The 17,613-nt window shown below is 72.8% G+C and carries 16 protein-coding genes; all 16 read left to right on the top strand.

Translation table 11 applies throughout. The features are described 5' to 3' along the window. The first annotated feature begins 60 nt into the window (after window positions 1-60). Window positions 61-3,636 (top strand): chromosome segregation protein SMC, encoded by a 3,576-nt coding sequence (gene smc, locus IE95_RS0105445; RefSeq protein WP_030150622.1) that lies wholly within the window; start codon window positions 61-63, stop codon window positions 3,634-3,636. A 168-nt stretch (window positions 3,637-3,804) separates the two neighbouring features. Next, window positions 3,805-4,224 carry a hypothetical protein gene (locus IE95_RS0105440; protein WP_030150621.1) on the top strand — a complete coding sequence of 140 codons (420 nt, stop codon included), beginning with the start codon at window positions 3,805-3,807 and terminating at the stop codon, window positions 4,222-4,224. Window positions 4,225-4,273: 49 nt separating this feature from the next. Further along, a complete protein-coding gene (ftsY, locus tag IE95_RS0105435; protein ID WP_030150620.1) occupies window positions 4,274-5,443 on the top strand; it encodes a signal recognition particle-docking protein FtsY in 1,170 nt (389 codons plus the stop codon). A gap of 222 nt (window positions 5,444-5,665) precedes the next feature. Then, window positions 5,666-6,973, top strand: a complete 1,308-nt coding sequence (locus tag IE95_RS0105430) for an ammonium transporter (protein ID WP_030150619.1) — start codon at window positions 5,666-5,668, stop codon at window positions 6,971-6,973. Next, window positions 6,970-7,308, top strand: a complete 339-nt coding sequence (locus IE95_RS0105425) for a P-II family nitrogen regulator (RefSeq protein ID WP_030150618.1) — start codon at window positions 6,970-6,972, stop codon at window positions 7,306-7,308. Before IE95_RS0105430 ends, IE95_RS0105425 begins: the two co-directional genes overlap by 4 nt. A gap of 79 nt (window positions 7,309-7,387) precedes the next feature. Continuing rightward, entirely contained in the window at window positions 7,388-9,220 is a 1,833-nt protein-coding gene (locus IE95_RS0105420; RefSeq protein ID WP_051702766.1) for a [protein-PII] uridylyltransferase, read from the top strand. Between the two features lie 10 nt (window positions 9,221-9,230). Beyond that, the gene (gene ffh / locus IE95_RS0105415) at window positions 9,231-10,853 is read left to right on the top strand and encodes a signal recognition particle protein (RefSeq protein WP_030150616.1); all 1,623 of its coding nucleotides are present in this window, start codon (window positions 9,231-9,233) and stop codon (window positions 10,851-10,853) included. A gap of 116 nt (window positions 10,854-10,969) precedes the next feature. Then, window positions 10,970-12,088: an amidohydrolase family protein gene (locus tag IE95_RS0105410; protein ID WP_030150615.1), complete on the top strand. Its 1,119-nt coding sequence runs from the start codon at window positions 10,970-10,972 to the stop codon at window positions 12,086-12,088. Window positions 12,089-12,436: 348 nt separating this feature from the next. Further along, entirely contained in the window at window positions 12,437-12,871 is a 435-nt protein-coding gene (gene rpsP, locus IE95_RS0105405; RefSeq protein ID WP_030150614.1) for a 30S ribosomal protein S16, read from the top strand. Beyond that, window positions 12,871-13,110 carry an RNA-binding protein gene (locus IE95_RS0105400; protein ID WP_030150613.1) on the top strand — a complete coding sequence of 80 codons (240 nt, stop codon included), beginning with the start codon at window positions 12,871-12,873 and terminating at the stop codon, window positions 13,108-13,110. Before rpsP ends, IE95_RS0105400 begins: the two co-directional genes overlap by 1 nt. Window positions 13,111-13,368: 258 nt before the next feature. After that, on the top strand, window positions 13,369-13,953 hold the full coding sequence (rimM, locus tag IE95_RS0105395) for a ribosome maturation factor RimM (RefSeq protein WP_051702765.1): 585 nt from the start codon (window positions 13,369-13,371) through the stop codon (window positions 13,951-13,953). A gap of 1 nt (window position 13,954) precedes the next feature. Continuing rightward, window positions 13,955-14,782 (top strand): tRNA (guanosine(37)-N1)-methyltransferase TrmD, encoded by an 828-nt coding sequence (trmD, locus tag IE95_RS0105390; protein WP_030150611.1) that lies wholly within the window; start codon window positions 13,955-13,957, stop codon window positions 14,780-14,782. Between the two features lie 162 nt (window positions 14,783-14,944). Beyond that, complete coding sequence (gene rplS, locus IE95_RS0105385; RefSeq protein WP_030150610.1) at window positions 14,945-15,304, top strand: 50S ribosomal protein L19; 360 nt, start codon at window positions 14,945-14,947, stop codon at window positions 15,302-15,304. Between the two features lie 149 nt (window positions 15,305-15,453). After that, a complete protein-coding gene (gene lepB / locus IE95_RS0105380; RefSeq protein ID WP_420819366.1) occupies window positions 15,454-16,242 on the top strand; it encodes a signal peptidase I in 789 nt (262 codons plus the stop codon). Further along, a complete protein-coding gene (locus tag IE95_RS0105375; RefSeq protein WP_084689847.1) occupies window positions 16,239-17,027 on the top strand; it encodes a ribonuclease HII in 789 nt (262 codons plus the stop codon). The genes lepB and IE95_RS0105375 overlap by 4 nt, the downstream gene beginning before the upstream one ends. Window positions 17,028-17,172: 145 nt before the next feature. Further along, on the top strand, window positions 17,173-17,472 hold the full coding sequence (locus IE95_RS0105370) for a DUF2469 domain-containing protein (protein WP_024840525.1): 300 nt from the start codon (window positions 17,173-17,175) through the stop codon (window positions 17,470-17,472). The last annotated feature ends 141 nt before the right edge of the window (window positions 17,473-17,613 follow it).

The following is a 17,613-nucleotide window of genomic DNA, read 5'->3' as shown; positions in this document are numbered from 1 at the left end:
CCTCCCCTCATCCCCACCGCCTCCCCGTCTCACCCGCAGATCCGCACTAGGCTCTGACCCGTGCACCTCAAGACCCTGACCCTCCGCGGGTTCAAGTCGTTCGCGTCGGCGACGACCCTGCGCTTCGAGCCCGGGGTGACGTGCGTCGTCGGGCCGAACGGTTCGGGCAAGTCGAACGTGGTCGACGCCCTGTCCTGGGTCATGGGCGAGCAGGGTGCCAAGTCGTTGCGCGGCGGCAAGATGGAGGACGTCATCTTCGCGGGCACGGCGGGGCGCCCGCCGCTCGGCAGAGCCGAGGTGTCGTTGACGATCGACAACACGGACGGCGCGCTGCCGATCGACTACTCCGAGGTGACGATCTCCCGGACGCTGTTCCGCAACGGCGGGTCGGAGTACGCGATCAACGGGTCGTCGTGCCGGCTGCTGGACATCCAGGAGCTGCTCTCGGACTCGGGCATCGGGCGCGAGATGCACGTGATCGTCGGGCAGGGGCAGCTCGACGCGGTGCTGCGGGCGACGCCCGAGGAGCGGCGCGGCTTCATCGAGGAGGCCGCGGGGGTCCTCAAGCACCGCAAGCGCAAGGAGAAGGCGCTGCGCAAGCTCGACGCGATGCAGGCGAACCTCACGCGGCTCGGGGACCTGACGGCGGAGATCCGGCGACAGCTCGGCCCGCTCGGCCGTCAGGCGCAGATCGCACGCAAGGCTCAGGTCGTGCAGCGCGACCTGCGCGACGCGCGGGCGCGCCTGCTCGCGGACGACCTCGCGCAGCTCACGGCGACGCTCGCGCAGGAGATCGCGGACGAGTCGGCGCTGCGGGCACGTCAGGCCGAGGTCGGGCGGTCGCTCGCCGCGGCCCGCGACGCACTGGGGTCGTTGGAGGCGCAGGCCGCAGAGGCTGCCCCGGCCCTGACCCAGGCGAGCGACGTCTGGTACCGCTTGTCGTCGCTCAAGGAACGCCTGGGCGGGACCCGCACGCTGGCCGCGGAGCGCCTGCGCCTGCTGGGACGCCCGGAGACGGTCCAGCGGGGCCAGGACCCGAACGACCTCGACGCGCAGGCGGCCCGGGCCCGCGCCGCCGAGCAGGAGCTCGAGTCGGAGGTCGCGGTCGCACGGGCGACGCTCGAGTCCGCCGTGGCGGAGCGGACCGCGGTCGAGGCGCAGGCGCAGACGGCGGAACGGGCGCTCGCGACGCTGCTGCGCGGGGCCGCGGACCGCCGCGAAGGGCTCGCGCGGCTCGCCGGGCAGGTCGCGGCGCGGCGCTCGCGCGTCGAGGCCACCGAGGCCGAGATCGGGCGGCTGCGCGAGAGCCTCGCGGAGACCGAGCGGCGCGGGAACCAGGCGAACGTCGAGTTCGCGTCCCTCGAGACGCAGGTCGTGGGCGTCGAGGAGGGCGAGGAGGGCCTGGACGCCGAGCACGAGGAGGCGGCCGACGCCGTCGAGCGGACAGGGGCGGTCGTCACCGGGCTGCGCGCCGAGGAGCAGACCGCCGACCGCGACCGGGCGACGTGGAGCGCGCGGGTCGAGGCGCTCGAGATGAGCCTGGTCCGCAAGGACGGCGCGGGCGCGCTGCTGGCGGCCGACGGCGTGGCCGCGCTCGGGTCGTTGGCGGCGCTGCTGAGCATCGACGCGGGGTACGAGGACGCGATCGCGGCGGCCCTCGGTCCGGCCGCGGACGCCGTCGCGGTCGAGAGCCTCGAGGCCGCGGTCGACGCGCTGCGTCACCTGCGGCAGGAGGACGCGGGGCGGGCGAGCCTCGTGGTCGGCGGCGGCACACGTCCGTCGTCGGGCGTGGAGGAGACCACATCCCTGCCCGACGGCGCCGCGTGGGCCGTGCGGGTCGTCACGCCCGCGCGCTCGGTCGCCTCGGCGGTCGAGTTCCTGCTCGGCGGCGTCGTCGTGGTCGAGGACCTCGCGCAGGCGCGTGCGCTCGTGGCCGCCTCGCCACGGGTCACCGCCGTGACCAAGGGCGGAGACCTGCTCGGCACGCACGGCGCGTGGGGCGGCTCGGCGACCGCTCCGAGCGTCCTGCACCTGCAGGCGGCCCTGGACGAGGCCCAGGCCGCCCGGGACGACGCGATCGCTCGCGGCGAGCGGACCCGGTTCGCGCTCGTCGGTGCGCTCGAGGAGGCCGAGGAGGCGCAGCAGCGCTACGACGCGACCCTGGAGCGGCTCAACGAGTCCGACGCTGCGCTGGCCGCGGTCGCCGAGCAGCTCGGGCACCTGGGGGCCACGGCCCGCGCGGCGGCGGCGGAGTCGGCCCGCGTCCGGGCCAACCTGGAGCGGGCGCAGGCCACGCTGGTCGCCGAGCAGGCCGAGCTCGCGGGGCTGGTCGTGCGGCACGACGAGGCCGAGGCGGCCCCGGAGCAGACCGAGGAGTCCGTCGCGGCGGCCACCGCCGCGCGCGACGAGGCGAACGCCCTCGCGACGGCGACCCGCGCGGCCGAGACCGAGGCCCGTCTCGCGCTGCGGACGAGCGAGGAACGGGCACGCGCCCTGACCGGACGCGCGCAGTCGCTGGCCCGGGCTGCCGCGACCGAGCGCGCGGCGCGCGAGCGGGCCGCGGCTCGTGAGGCCGCCCGTGTGCGCCAGGCGGGCCGTGCCGAGGCCGTGCGGGACGGGGCCGAGGCGGCGCTGGCGGCGATCGACCGGTCGCTCGGACGGGCAGGTGACGAGCGGGCCGCGGCCGAGGCGGCACGTGGCGAGCTGGACGCCGCGGTGACCGCTCGCCGGGCCGAGGTGGACGCGCTCGCCGGTCAGCTGCGCGAGCTGACCGACGTGGCGCACCGCGACGAGGTCGCCCGGACCCAGCAGCAGCTGCGGATCGAGCAGCTCCAGGAGCGCAGCGTCACCGAGCTCGGGCTGGACCCGGAGGTCCTGCTCGACGAGTTCGGTCCCGACCGGCCGGTCCCCGTGCTCGCCGAGGACGGCACGGTCCGCGAGGACGAGGACGGCGGGCCCGTGACCGAGCCCTACGTGCGGGCGGCGCAGGAGAAGCGGCTGCGGTCGGCCGAGCGCGCTCTGGGACAGCTCGGGAAGGTCAACCCGCTCGCGCTCGAGGAGTTCGCCGCGCTCGAGGAGCGGCACACGTTCCTCACGACCCAGCTCGCCGACCTCAAGAAGTCGCGGGCCGACCTCCTGGAGATCGTCCGCGAGATCGACGAGCGCGTCGAGCAGGTCTTCACCGAGGCGTACCACGACACCGCAGAACAGTTCGTGCACGTGTTCGGACGGATGTTCCCGGGGGGCGAGGGGCGCCTGGTGCTGACCGACCCGGAGAACATGCTCACGACCGGCATCGAGGTCGAGGCCCGCCCGGCGGGCAAGAAGGTCAAGCGGTTGTCGCTGCTGTCCGGCGGCGAGCGCTCGCTGACCGCGGTCGCGCTCCTGGTCGCGATCTTCAAGGCCCGCCCGAGCCCGTTCTACGTCATGGACGAGGTCGAGGCCGCGCTCGACGACGTGAACCTGGGACGCCTGCTCGAGATCTTCCGCGAGCTCCAGGAGGACTCGCAGCTCATCGTCATCACGCACCAGAAGCGGACGATGGAGATCGCGGACGCGCTGTACGGCGTCACGATGCGCGGGGACGGGGTGACCACCGTCATCAGCCAGCGGCTGCGTGACGAGGTCGGTGTGTGACGGACCTCTCGAGTGGTGCGGCGCACGGCCGCTCCCTCGGCCGGGGACCGGCAGGACCCGACGATCCGCACGATCCTGCGGGTCGCACGGTGTGAAGATGCTGTATCGATCCTCGGACTCGCCGGTCTCGTCCAGGGCTCGCCCGGTCGTCCCGGTGATACTTGACGGATGCTCTGGATGTTCGTGTTCCTCGGGATCGCGCTCGTGGCGGCCGTCGTGGTCTTCCTGTTCGCGAGCGTCGTCACGCGCATCGACGACCGCAACGAGCAGCAAGGACCTCCTGTCGGTCTCCGGGGGTTCTGGCGCGACTTCCGCTCCGGTCTGTCGAGCTGGCGCCGCCGGTCGGACGACGACCGGGCCGCCGCTGCGTCCGCGACCCCGGTCGACACCGGCATGGAGGAGTTCTTCGCGGCGACGGAGGTCGCCGACCCCGCGTACATCGACGCCGACGAGATCACCGACGTCCTGCACCGCGCCCGGGAGCGCGCCGCGCACACGCTGCACGGCGCCACCGTGCGGCGCCCGCACACCGGAGCCGTGCCCTCGGTCCCGGTGACCCCGCCGCCGGGGACGACCGCCCAGGACTGAGACGGTCTCGCCGCCCGCACGTCGCGCCGGGATTTGAGAGACTTCGACGGTGAACGATCTCCTCTGGCTCTGGATCACCCTCGCCGTCCTCGTCGTCGTCTCGGTCGGCCTCGTCGGCTTCCGCCGTCGCTCCGGGTCGCGCGCGACCCTCCCACCGCCCACCACGGGCGCGAGCACGGACTCCGTGGAGGAGCCTGCCCAGGTGCCGGAGCGGGGGGCCGTTGCCACGGCAGAGGCGCCGACGGACCTCGAAGCCCCGCCCGCGGTCGAGGTGCCCGAGGCGGTCGGCGGCCGCCTCGCCCGGCTGCGCGGCCGCCTGGCGCGGTCGGGATCGCCGCTGGGTTCCAAGCTGCTCGCGGTCCTCTCGCGCGACCACCTGACCGAGGACGACTGGGACGAGCTCGAGGAGACGCTGCTCCTCGCCGACGTCGGGGCCGGCCCCGCGGGCGAGCTCATCGAGTCGCTCCGCACCCGCGTGCGGGTCCTGGGCGTCCGTGACCCGGCGAGCGTGCGCGAGCTGCTCCGTGAGGAGCTCGTCGCGCTCGTCGACCCGAGCCTCGACCGCTCGCTCGCCACGGACCCGCAGACGGCCGAGGACGGGAGCCGGCTCCCCGCCGTCGTGCTCGTCGTCGGGGTCAACGGCACGGGCAAGACGACGACCGTGGGCAAGCTCGCGCGCGTCCTGGTCGCGCAGGACCGCACCGTCGTGCTCGGCGCGGCCGACACGTTCCGGGCCGCCGCGGCCGACCAGCTCGAGACCTGGGGCGCCCGCGTCGGCGTGCGCACGGTGCGCTCCGACCGTGACGGCGCCGACCCGGCGGCGGTCGCGTTCGACGCCGTCCGCACGGGCCGCGCGGAGGGCGTCGACGTGGTGCTCGTCGACACGGCCGGCCGGCTCCAGAACAAGGCGGGCCTCATGGACGAGCTGGGCAAGATCCGGCGCGTCATCACCAAGGAGGCGCCGCTCTCGGAGGTGCTCCTGGTCCTCGACGCCACGACGGGGCAGAACGGCCTCAACCAGGCGCGGGTCTTCGGCGAGATCGCGGGGGTCACGGGCATCGTGCTGACCAAGCTCGACGGCACCGCCAAGGGCGGGATCGTCGTCGCGGTCCAGCGTGAGCTGGGCGTCCCGGTCAAGCTCGTGGGCCTGGGCGAGGGGCCTGACGACCTGGCGCCGTTCGACCCGCAGGAGTTCGTCGACGGGCTCCTGGGCGACTGAGGCCCGCCGGCACTCGCGCCCCCGCGCCCTGACGTGTCAGAACGAGCGTGACCTCAAGGTCACGCTCGTTCTGACACGTGGCACCCGACCGGGAAACGCAACGTTTACACACGAGCGCCCCCCGTTACACCTCCGTCACCCCGCGAGCGCCCGGGAGAAATCCCGCTGGCCGACTCTTGACCTGTCCGGCCGCCCGGCTGGCGAGGTGAGAGGCGACAGCGCATGCCATTCGAACTTGACACTGGAAACACGGCCTGGCTCCTGACGTCGGCCGCCCTGGTGCTGCTGATGACCCCGGCCCTGGCGTTCTTCTACGGCGGCATGGTCCGCGGCAAGAGCGTCCTGAACATGATGATGATGAGCTTCGGCGCGATCGCCGTCGTCGGGATCATCTGGGTCCTGTGGGGCTACTCGATGACCTTCGGGTCCGACGTGGCCGGCATCTTCGGCAACCCGACGGAGTTCTTCGGTCTGGCCCCCCTGACCGACGACGCGAACAGCCTCCTGGCAGGCAGTGGTGTCCCGGCCCTCGTGGCGGCAGGGTTCCAGGCCACCTTCGCGATCATCACGGTCGCCCTGATCAGCGGCGCGATCGCCGACCGTGCGCGCTTCGGCGCCTGGCTCGTCTTCGCAGGCGTCTGGGTCACGCTGGTCTACTTCCCGCTCGCCCACATGGTGTGGGGCGGAGGCATCCTCGGCGCCGGTGAGAACGGCATCGCGGCGGCGATCTACGGCGTGACCGACGGGATCGCGAACGTCGCGCCCGTCGACTTCGCGGGCGGCACCGTCGTCCACATCAACGCCGGTGTGGCCGGCCTGGTGCTCGCGCTGATCATCGGCAAGCGCAAGGGCTTCGGCAAGGAGCCCATGCGCCCCCACAACCTCCCGTTCGTGATGCTCGGCGCGGCCCTGCTGTGGTTCGGCTGGTTCGGGTTCAACGCTGGCTCGGCCGGCGCCGCGAACGAGGTCGCCGGCCTGGCCTGGATCAACACCACGGTCGCGACCTGCGCCGCGATGGGAGCCTGGCTGCTGACCGAGCGTCTGCGCGACGGTCACGCCACCAGCCTGGGGGCCGCGTCGGGGGTCGTCGCGGGTCTGGTCGCCATCACGCCGGCGGCCGCCGCGGTCAACCCGATCGGCGCGATCGCCCTGGGCGCCGTCGCCGGCGTCCTGTGCGCCCTCGCGGTCGGCCTCAAGTACCGCTTCGGCTACGACGACTCGCTCGACGTCGTCGGGGTCCACCTCGTCGGTGGCCTGGTCGGCACCGTCCTGATCGGGCTGCTGGGCACGGACACGGGCCTGCTCTACGGTGGCGGGATCGACCAGCTGGTGGTCCAGGTCGTCATCGCGCTGGCCGCCGTGATCTTCTCCGGTGCGCTCACGTTCGTCATCGGGTTCGTCATCAAGGTGACGATGGGCTGGCGCATCAGCGAGGAGGCCGAGGTCGGCGGGATCGACCTGGCAGAGCACGGAGAGACCGCATACGAGACCATCGCGCAGGGTCGTGTCATCCAGGAGGTCAGGGCATGAAGCTCGTCACAGGAATCATCCAGCCGCACCGTCTCGACGACGTGAAGTCGGCGCTCGAGGCCGCAGGGGTCCGCGGCATGACGGTCAGCGAGGCCAGCGGCTACGGCCGGCAGAAGGGCCACACCGAGGTCTACCGCGGTGCCGAGTACACCGTGGACCTCGTCCCGAAGGTCCGCGTCGAGATCCTCGTGGACGACGAGGACGCGGCGACGATCACCGAGGTCGTCGTCAAGGCGGCCCAGACGGGCCGGATCGGCGACGGCAAGGTGTGGACCATCACGGTCGACGACGTCGCCCGGGTCCGGACGGGCGAGCACGGCGCGGGCGCCCTCTAGGGCGGTCCGCACGGGCCGCAAGGGCGGGCGGCACGAACGGTGGAGACGGTGCGACGCGTGTGACGGAGGCAGAGCCGAGATGACCGGTACGGCAGATGCAGGAAGCGCTCGCGACACCGACGTACCGACGGAGGCCCCGCACCCCCCAGGGGTGCGGGGCCTCCGGGCCGAGATGCTCGAGGTGGCCCGCGGGCTCAGCGGACCGGGAAGCTCGGGCGTGGCACGACGGTCGGCGGTCTGCACCCTGGTGACCGACCGACTGCGGACGCTGTGGGACGAGGCGACCGCGGGGGAGAGCGTCGAGGGGATCGCGCTCGCCGCGGTCGGGAGCCTCGGCCGTGCGGACATGGGTCCGGTGAGCGACCTGGATCTCGTGCTCGTGCACGACGGGCGCAGCCGCTCGGCCGAGCAGGTCGCGGCGGTCGCCGAACGGCTCTGGTACCCGTTGTGGGACGCCGGGGTGGACCTCGACCACGCGGTGCGCTCGTTGTCGCAGTGCCGCCAGGTCGCGTCCAAGGACGTGCCCGCGGCCGTGGGGTGGCTCGACGTGCGAGCGGTCGCAGGGGACGCGCTCGTGGTCCACCGGGCCGCGTCGGCCGTCCTGACGGACTGGCGGTCGGCCTCACGGCGCCGGTTGCCCGAGCTGCTGTCCTCGATCAAGGACCGGGCCGAGCGGTCGGGGGAGCTCGCGTACCTCATCGAGCCCGACCTCAAGGACGCGCGCGGCGGCATCCGCGACGCCGTGGTCCTGTCGGCGCTCGCGGCGACGTGGCTCACGGACCGTCCGCACGGGACGGTCGACCGCGCGTACGCGCACCTGCTCGACGTGCGCGACGCCGTCCAGGTCGTCACGGGTCGGCACACGAACCGGCTCGTGCTCGCGGACCTCGACGAGGTCGCTGCCACGAGCGGCTACGACGACCCCGACGAGCTCCTGGCGAGCCTCGCGGAGGCGGGCCGGGAGATCTCCTACGCGCTCGACACCACGGTCCGGCGGGCGCGCCAGGCGCTCCAGCGGCCGAGCGTCGCACGGCGTCCGGTCCTGGTGCGGGGACGGCGTACGGCGCCCCGGCTGCGGTCGGTCGGCGACGGGCTCGTCGAGCACGACGGCGAGCTGGTGCTCGCGGTCGACGCGCACCCCGAGACCGACCCCCTGCTCGCTCTGCGTGCGGCGGCCACCGCGGCACGCACGGGCCTGACCCTCTCGCCGGTCTCGGTCAGCAGCCTCGCGCACTGCCCGCCGCTGCCCGAGCCGTGGCCGGCCCTGGCGCGGTCTGCGTTCCTCTCGCTCCTCGGCAGCGGGCCCGCGCAGGTCGCCGTGTGGGAGGCGCTCGACCTCGTGGGGGTCGTCACGACGTGGATCCCGGAGTGGGCCGGGGTCCGCAACCGCCCGCAGCGCGCGGCGATCCACCGGCACACGGTCGACCGTCACCTGGTCGAGACGGTCGCGCGCGCCGCTCGGGACCGCAGAACCGTCGAGCGGGGCGACCTGCTCCTGCTCTCGGCGCTCTTCCACGACATCGGCAAGCGCCGCGGCGCGCAGGACCACTCGGAGGAGGGCGCGCGCCTCGTCCCGGGCATCCTGCGCCGCATGGGCTTCGGGGACGGTGTGCCCGACGACGTCGCGCGCCTCGTGCGTCATCACCTCACCCTGTCGCGGCTCGCCGTCTCGGCGGACCCGGACGACCCGGCGACGGTCGCGGAGCTCGCCGCCGCCGTCGGGCACCGCCGTGACCTGCTCGACGTGCTGCGTGCGCTGACCGAGGCCGACTCCTCCTCGCTCGGACCGGCGGGCTGGACCGCGTGGCGCGCGCGCCTCGTGGACGACCTGACGGCCGCGACCCGGGCCACCCTGCCCGAAGCGCCGTCCCCGACCGGTAGGCTGGGGACTTCCCTGATTCACGAGCGGTAAGGATGACGCGGTGTTCGCCACGCTGTCAGATCGATTGACGTCGACCTTCAAGAACCTGCGGAGCAAGGGCCGTCTCTCCGAGGCGGACATCGACGCCACGATCCGTGAGATCCGGCGCGCGCTCCTCGACGCGGACGTCGCTGTGCCGGTCGTCAAGGACTTCACCGGTGCCATCCGGGGTCGAGCCCTGTCGGCCGAGGTCTCCGGTGCGCTCAACCCTGCCCAGCAGGTCGTCAAGATCGTCAACGAGGAGCTCGTCGCGATCCTCGGCGGCGACAGCCGTGGCCTGCGCCTGGCGAAGAACCCGCCGACCGTCATCATGCTCGCGGGCCTCCAGGGCGCCGGCAAGACGACCCTCGCGGGCAAGCTCGCGCTGCACCTGCGCGAGCAGGGGCACACACCGCTGCTCGTCGCGGCCGACCTCCAGCGCCCCAACGCGGTCAACCAGCTCTCGGTCGTGGGTGAGCGTGCCGGCGTGCCGGTCTACGCGCCGCTGCCGGGCAACCAGGGGTCGGAGGGCGAGTCGGGCACGAGCGTCGGCGACCCGGTCCAGGTCGCGCGCGACGGTGTGGAGACCGCGCGCCAGCGCCAGCACGACGTCGTGATCGTCGACACCGCGGGCCGCCTCGGCGTGGACGCCGAGCTCATGCGCCAGGCCGCGGACATCCGCGACGCCGTGAACCCCGACGAGATCCTGTTCGTCATCGACGCGATGATCGGCCAGGACGCGGTCGCGACGGCCAAGGCCTTCGAGGAGGGCGTCGACTTCACGGGCGTCGTCCTGTCGAAGCTCGACGGCGACGCCCGCGGTGGTGCCGCACTGTCGGTCGCGCGCGTCACGGGTCGTCCGATCCTCTTCGCGTCGACCGGTGAGAAGCTCACCGACTTCGAGGCGTTCCACCCCGACCGCATGGCGTCGCGCATCCTCGACATGGGTGACGTGCTCACGCTCATCGAGCAGGCCGAGAAGGCGTTCGACGCCGACGAGGCCGCGAAGATGGCCGAGAAGGTCGCCAGCGGACAGGACTTCACGCTCGCGGACTTCCTCGTCCAGATGCAGCAGATGAAGAACATGGGCTCCATGAAGAAGATGCTCGGCATGCTGCCGGGCATGGGGCAGATGCGTGAGGCGCTCGACAACTTCGACGAGCGCGAGGTCGACCGCATCGAGGCGATCATCCGCTCGATGACCCCGGGCGAGCGCGACAACCCCAAGATCATCAACGGGTCGCGCCGGGCGCGCATCGCGCGAGGGTCCGGCGTCACCACGAGCGACGTCAACCAGCTCCTCGACCGGTTCGCGGGCGCGCAGAAGATGATGCGTCAGATGAGCCGCGGCGGCGGCATGCCCGGCATGCCCGGCATGGGGAACCTGCCCGGCATGGGCGGCAAGAAGGCCCGCGGTCGCGTGGCACCGCCGCCCAAGGGGCGCAAGGCCAAGTCGGGCAACCCCGCCAAGCGCGCCGCGGAGGAGGCGGCCCGTCAGGCCCGTGCCCTCGGTGGTCCCGTGGCGCCCCCGGCCGCGCCCGGTGCGGCGTTCGGCGCCCTGGGCGGTGCCAAGAGCGCACAGAAGTCGCCCGACCCGGCCGATCTCCAGCTCCCGCCCGACCTGGAGAAGTTCCTGGGGCGCTAGCGCGCTAGGTTATGTCCTGCAGGTCACGGTGGCCCTCGCCGTGACCTCCCTCCGTCCGTCCCACCCCGGTCCGTCAGGGGTCGGGCGAGCCCGACCGCCCGAGAACTGGGAGTCCGATGTCCGCGCTCGAAGGCCCCTCGCTGCACCTCCGGGGGCACATCCTCCTCGGAGACGACCGTGAGGTGTCCGACCTCTGGGTCAAGGACGGTCATGTCACGCTGACGCGGCCCTCGGCGCAGGGCACCAACATGCTGGCTCTCGAGGGGTGGGTCCTGCCCGGCCTCGTCGACGTCCACTGCCACGTGGGCCTCGGCAAGGACGGTGCGGTCGACAACGCGACCGCGCAGGCGCAGGCGATCGCGGACCGCGACAGCGGTGCGCTCCTCCTGCGCGACGCCGGCTCGCCCCTCGACACGCGGTGGGTGCGGTCGCGGCGCGACCTGCCCCGTCTCGTGCGCGCCGGACGGCACATCGCGCGGCCCAAGCGCTACCTGCGTGGTTACGGCCTCGAGCTCGACGACGTCGCGCAGCTCCCGGACGTCGTCCGGCAGGAGGCGCGGGCCGGCGACGGCTGGGTCAAGCTCGTGGGCGACTGGATCGACCGCGACCTGGGCGCCGACGGCGACCTGCGACCCCTGTGGCCCCAGGACGTGCTGACCGAGGCCGTCGCCGTCGCGCACGCCGAGGCCGCGCGCGTCACGGTGCACGCCTTCTCGAGCGAGGTCGTCCCGTCGCTGCTCGCCGCCGGGGTCGACTGCATCGAGCACGGCACGGGGATCCACCCCGACGACATGTACACGTTGTCCGAGCGCGGCATCGCGGTGACGCCCACGCTCCTGCAGATCAACGAGTTCGAGAACATCGCCCGCCAGGCCGACGCGAAGTACCCGCTCTTCGCGGCGCGCCTGCGTGACCTGCACGAGCGCCGCTACGAGCAGGTCCGCCAGCTCCACGAAGCGGGTATCCAGCTCCTCGTCGGCACCGACGCGGGCGGGACCATCGGCCACGGCCGGATCGCCGACGAGTGCGCCGAGATGGTCGCCGCCGGGGTCCCGGTCGCCGACGTGGTCGCTGCCGCGAGCTGGCAGGGACGCGAGTTCCTCGGGTACGGGGGACTCGTCGAGGGGTCGAGCGCGGACCTGGTCGTGTACCCGGCGGACCCGCGGGAGAACATCGAGGTGCTGCGGCACCCGACGGCGGTGATCTTGCGCGGGGAGATCGTGGCGCCGGTCTGAGACGTGTGTCGCCCTTGTCGACGTGCGGCGGGTCTGGTCGCGGAGGGCTCGTGGCGCCGGTCTGAGACGTGTGTCGCCCTTGTCGACGTGCGGCGGGTCTGGTCGCGGAGGGCTCGTGGCGCCGGTCTGAGACGTGCGTCGCCCTTGTCGACGTGCGGCGGGTCTGGTCGCGGAGGGCTTGTGGCGCGCGATGTTGGTCGGGGCGTGCCGGATCTGGCACAATAGCCGGGTACTCGGCGTGCCCGGCCCCTCTCTCCGCGCAACGCCGTGTCCCGACACCGTGCTCACCCGGTCCCCACCGGGAGGATGCACGGGTCACCTCACCCAGAACCAGGAGAGACCACCACAGTGGCCACCAAGATTCGTTTGAAGCGCCTCGGCAAGATCCGTGCGCCGTACTACCGTGTCGTCGTCGCGGACTCGCGCACCAAGCGTGACGGTCGCGTCATCGAGGAGATCGGCAAGTACCACCCGACCGAGGAGCCGTCGCTGATCGACATCTCCTCCGAGCGTGCGCAGTACTGGCTGAGCGTCGGCGCGCAGCCGACCGAGCAGGTTCTCGTGCTCCTCAAGATCACGGGTGACTGGCAGAAGTTCAAGGGCCTGCCGGGTGCCGAGGGCACCCTGCGCGTCAAGGGCGAGAAGGTCGACCCGGCCGCCGCCATCGAGGCCGCCGCCAAGGACGCCGAGAAGGTCAAGGCCAAGGCCGCCGAGAAGAAGGCTGCTGCGCCGGTCGAGACCGAGTCCGCTGACGCGGCTGAGGCAGCCGAAGAGCAGGCCTGATGCTCGGCGAGGCGCTCGAGCACCTGGTGCGCGGGATCGTGGACAACCCGGACGCCGTCCGGGTCAACGCGAAGCCGCTGCGTCGGGGCGAGCTGCTCGAGGTCCGGGTCCACCCCGAGGACCTCGGTCGCGTCATCGGCCGCGGCGGGCGGACGGCCCGTGCCCTGCGCACGGTGATCGGAGCCCTGTCGGTCGACGGTCCGGTGCGTGTCGACGTCGTCGACGTCGACCGCCGCTGACGACGGCTGAGCGCAAGCCGAACACAGCACGAACGTGAGGGTCGGTCCGCCGACCGCACGCCGACGAGGCCCGGTCCCCTTCAGGGTGGACCGGGCCTTGTCGTCTGCCCACCCCGGTCGATGCGGGTCAGTACCTGTCGATGCCCGTGGATAGGACGTGCGTCCTCGCCCCGCGGGTGACACCGTGGGGGCTCCCGGCCACGGGCTCCGGCACGGCCCACGCACGACGAGCACGAACACGACGAGAAGGAGCACACGATGCAGCTCACGGTGGCCCGAATCGGCCGCGCCCACGGACTGCGTGGCGAGGTCGCGCTCGACACGCGTACCGACAACCCCGAGGCGCGACTCGTCGTCGGGTCCACGATCGACACCGAGCCCGCCGAGGCGGGACCGCTGACGATCGAGCGCGCGCGACTGCACCAGGGCAAGTGGCTCGTGACGTTCGCGGGCGTGTCCGACCGCTCGGCGGCCGAGCGCATGCGCGGCATCACGCTCGTCGTCGAGGCCGACGTCTCCGACGAGGAGGACGCCTGGTACCCGCACGAGCTCGTGGGACTGCGCGCCGAGCTCGAGGACGGCACCGTCGTGGGTAAGGTCCTGGGACTCGAGCACCTCCCGGCGCACGACCTGCTCGTGATCGAGGAGACTGACGGCACGCGCACGCTCGTGCCGTTCGTGCACGCGATCGTGCCCGTCGTGGACGTGCCGGGCGGACGGGTCGTGCTCGATCCGCCGGGGGGCCTCCTGGCACGTGACGCCGACCTGCTCGAGGTCGTCGAGCCGACGCCGGGCTCCGGCGACGACGCGACCGACGACGCGACCGACGGGACGAACGACTGACGTGCGCATCGACATCGTCTCGATCTTCCCCGAGTACCTCGCGGCCCTGGACCTCTCGCTCGTCGGCAAGGCGCGCGTCGCCGGCCTGCTCGACCTGCGCGTCCACGACCTGCGCGACTGGACCACCGACCGCCACCGGACGGTCGACGACACGCCCTTCGGCGGGGGAGCGGGAATGGTCATGCGCCCCGACGTCTGGGGGCAGGCCATCGACGAGCTGACCGCGACCGGACCCGCGCACCTGGTGGTGCCGACGCCGTCGGGCACGACGTTCACCCAGCGCACCGCGGAAGCCCTGGCGACCGAGGACCAGCTCGTCTTCGCGTGCGGACGCTACGAGGGGATCGACGCGCGCGTCGCCGAGCACTACCGCGCCGCCGGGCACCGCGTGAGCGAGCTCTCGATCGGCGACTACGTGCTCAACGGGGGAGAGGTCGCCTCGCTCGTCATGGTCGAGGCCGTCGCCCGCCTGCTGCCCGGGGTGATCGGCAACCCGGAGTCGCTCGTCGAGGAGTCCCACGGCGCGGCCGGCCTCCTGGAGTACCCCGTGTACACCAAACCGCCCGTCTGGTCGGACCTCGAGGTGCCCGACGTGCTGCTCTCCGGGCACCACGCGAAGATCCGTCGCTGGCGCCGCGACCGGGCGCTCGAGAAGACTTCCGCCCGCCGGCCCGACCTGATCGCGGCGCTCGACGCGAGCACCCTCGACAAGCACGACCGGGCGTTCCTCGCCTCGCTCGGCTGGGAGGTGCGCGGGGGTGCCCTGCACCGGGCCCCGGGCAGTGCCGAACCCGCCCCCGGAGCCACCACCGGTGGTGTGGCAGAATAGACCCTTGGTGTGCGCCGGTCGGGCCTCTGCCACAGGGGAAGCCCACCGCACGTCAGCGTGCGCGACCGATCACATGCGAGCACCACCCACGTACTGAACCGGACCCGCCTCGCGGTGGGCCACGAGAACGCGTCTGACCTGTGGCAGGGCGGGGAGAGATCAATGCACACGCTGGACAGCGTCGACGCAGCATCGCTGCGTAGCGACATCCCGGTCTTCCGGGCCGGGGACACCGTCAAGGTCAACGTCAAGGTCGTCGAGGGCAACCGCTCTCGTGTCCAGGCGTTCCAGGGCGTCGTCATCGGTCGCCAGGGTGGCGGCATCCGCGAGACCTTCACGGTCCGCAAGATCAGCTTCAGCGTCGGCGTGGAGCGTACCTTCCCGGTGCACTCCCCGACCCTCGAGTCGATCGAGCTCGTCACGCGCGGTGACGTCCGCCGCGCCAAGCTGTACTACCTGCGCAAGCTGCGCGGCAAGAAGGCGAAGATCAAGGAGAAGCGCGACGCGCTCCCCTCGAAGTGATCCGATCCTGACCCCGCGTCAGGCTCGTCACGCGTCCGCGGGCGGCCACCTCCGGGTGGCCGCCCGTCGGCGTTCCCGCACCTGCCGCCCGGTCCGCGGCGGCCGCTCCCGGTTTCACCCGAGGGCCCGCGCAGTGGCACAGTGAGCGCGTGACAGACAGCGCCGCACAGGCAGCACCCCGCCCCGACCCCGCGCTCGGTGCGGTCCCCACGACGGAGACGGACACGAGGAGCCAGATGGAAGCGGGCTCTTCCCGAGCGCGGCCGGCACCCCGGCGCGGCTCGCTGCTGCGCGAGACCGTCATCATCCTGCTCAGCGCACTGGTGCTGTCCTGGCTGATCAAGACCTTCCTGGTGCAGGCGTTCTTCATCCCGAGCGCCTCGATGGAGGACACGCTCGTCGAGGGGGACCGCGTGATGGTCTCGCGCCTCGTCCCCGACGCGTTCGACGTGCACCGCGGCGACGTCGTCGTCTTCAAGGACCCGGGGAGCTGGCTCCCGCCGTACGTCGCGCCCGACCGTGGGCCCGTCGGCAACGCCGTCACGTCCGCCATGACGTTCGTCGGGCTGCTCCCGCAGGACACCGGGGAGCACCTCATCAAGCGGGTGATCGGGACACCGGGCGACCGGGTCGTGTGCTGCGACGCGCAGGGGCGCGTGAGCGTCAACGGCCAGCCGATCGACGAGACCTACATCAAGCCGGGATCTCTCCCGAGCCAGGACCCTTTCGACGTGGTCGTCCCCGAGGGCATGCTGTTCGTCATGGGCGACAACCGGCAGCACTCGGCCGACTCGCGGTACAACACCGGCAAGCCGGGCGGCGGGTTCGTGCCGATCAGCAACGTCGTCGGGACGGCCTTCGTCAAGGTGTGGCCGCTCAGCGACCTCACGCTGATGCGCAACCCGGGTGACGTGTTCGCGGAGGTGCCGGAACCATGACGACCGACCTCGGTGCGCCGCTCGTCGCGGGCGAGCCGGAGACCACCGCGGCCCGGCGCGCTCCGCGCAAGGCGCCGGTCAGGCGATCGACCGGGCCCAAACCGCCGACGCTGCGCCACGAGCGGGCGATCCTCGACTCGGGCGCGCGGTTCGTCGCGGGCATGGACGAGGTGGGGCGGGGAGCCCTGGCGGGTCCGGTGAGCGTGGGCGTCGTCGTGGTGGACCTGAGCACGGGCACGTTCCCGAAGGGGCTGACCGACTCCAAGATGCTCACCCCCACGGCGCGCGAGGCCATGCTGCCCGCGGTCCGTGACTGGGGGCTCGCGTGGGCCGTGGGCCACGCCGGGCCCGCGGAGATCGACGCGCACGGCATCGTCGTCGCGCTGCGGCTCGCGGGGCGCCGTGCGCTGGCACAGGTGCGACGCTCGCTCGGCCCGGTCGACGCGGTCCTGCTCGACGGCAAGCACGACTGGCTGACCCGTCCGAGCGTGGACCTCTTCGAGGCGTTCGACCTCGACCCCGACGACGACCCCGCCCTGCCGGACCCGGCCGTGCGCACGCTCGTCAAGGCCGACCTCCAGTGCGCGTCGGTCGCGGCCGCGAGCGTCCTGGCCAAGTGCGAGCGCGACGGCCTCATGACGGGCCTCGCCCGCCAGTACCCGGCGTACGGGTGGGACGGCAACAAGGGGTACGGCTCCGCGGTGCACGTCGAGGCGCTCAAGGCCCACGGCCCGACGCCGCAGCACCGGCGGAGCTGGCGTCTCCCCGAACGCGACGAGGCCTGAGCGGCCTGCGCGCAGCGGGAGCCGGGCACGGCGTGCGGCAGGCGTGAGCGCGGCCGGGACCTGAACGGCCCCGCGCGGCGGCACCGCGGCGCGCGACGGGACCGGCGATCCGGGGTTGTGGCACTCGATGGTCCATGATGGTGCAGTGAGCGCCGAAGACCTCGAGAACTATGAGACCGAGATGGAACTGGCCCTCTACCGCGAGTATCGCGATGTGGTGGGCCTGTTCTCCTACGTGGTCGAGACAGAGCGACGTTTCTACCTGGCGAACCAGGTGGACCTCCAGGTCAGGTCGGCCGCAGGCGAGGTGTACTTCGAGCTGCGGCTCGCCGACGCCTGGGTGTGGGACGTGTACCGCTCCGCGCGCTTCGTGAAGTCGGTGCGGGTGGTCACGTTCAAGGACGTCAACGTCGAGGAGCTGGCCAAGGCCGAGCTCCAGCTCTGACCCTCGCTCCAGCAGCAGTCCTGCGACCCCCCGCACCGGACGGGTCGCAGGACTGTCGTGCTTCCGCCCGGCCGAGCCGTGCACAGGACCCGTTCGTGGGTCTCCTCTCCACAACCGGGACCCGTGCGCGCCCACCACCGC

Source organism: Oerskovia turbata (genome assembly GCF_000718325.1).
In the GTDB taxonomy this organism is placed as follows: Bacteria; Actinomycetota; Actinomycetes; order Actinomycetales; family Cellulomonadaceae; genus Oerskovia; species Oerskovia turbata.
This window is presented reverse-complemented; position numbering and strand designations above follow the sequence as displayed.

What these genes read in the sequence shown, in the direction of transcription:
- IE95_RS0105440 (WP_030150621.1), top strand. Translation starts at nt 3,805, where the DNA reads ATGCTCTGGATGTTCGTGTTCCTCGGGATCGCGCTCGTGGCGGCCGTC.
- IE95_RS0105375 (WP_084689847.1), top strand. Translation starts at nt 16,239, where the DNA reads ATGACGACCGACCTCGGTGCGCCGCTCGTCGCGGGCGAGCCGGAGACC.
- IE95_RS0105410 (WP_030150615.1), top strand. Translation starts at nt 10,970, where the DNA reads ATGTCCGCGCTCGAAGGCCCCTCGCTGCACCTCCGGGGGCACATCCTC.
- IE95_RS0105425 (WP_030150618.1), top strand. Translation starts at nt 6,970, where the DNA reads ATGAAGCTCGTCACAGGAATCATCCAGCCGCACCGTCTCGACGACGTG.
- rimM (WP_051702765.1), top strand. Translation starts at nt 13,369, where the DNA reads ATGCAGCTCACGGTGGCCCGAATCGGCCGCGCCCACGGACTGCGTGGC.
- IE95_RS0105430 (WP_030150619.1), top strand. Translation starts at nt 5,666, where the DNA reads ATGCCATTCGAACTTGACACTGGAAACACGGCCTGGCTCCTGACGTCG.
- IE95_RS0105420 (WP_051702766.1), top strand. Translation starts at nt 7,388, where the DNA reads ATGACCGGTACGGCAGATGCAGGAAGCGCTCGCGACACCGACGTACCG.
- IE95_RS0105400 (WP_030150613.1), top strand. Translation starts at nt 12,871, where the DNA reads ATGCTCGGCGAGGCGCTCGAGCACCTGGTGCGCGGGATCGTGGACAAC.
- rplS (WP_030150610.1), top strand. Translation starts at nt 14,945, where the DNA reads ATGCACACGCTGGACAGCGTCGACGCAGCATCGCTGCGTAGCGACATC.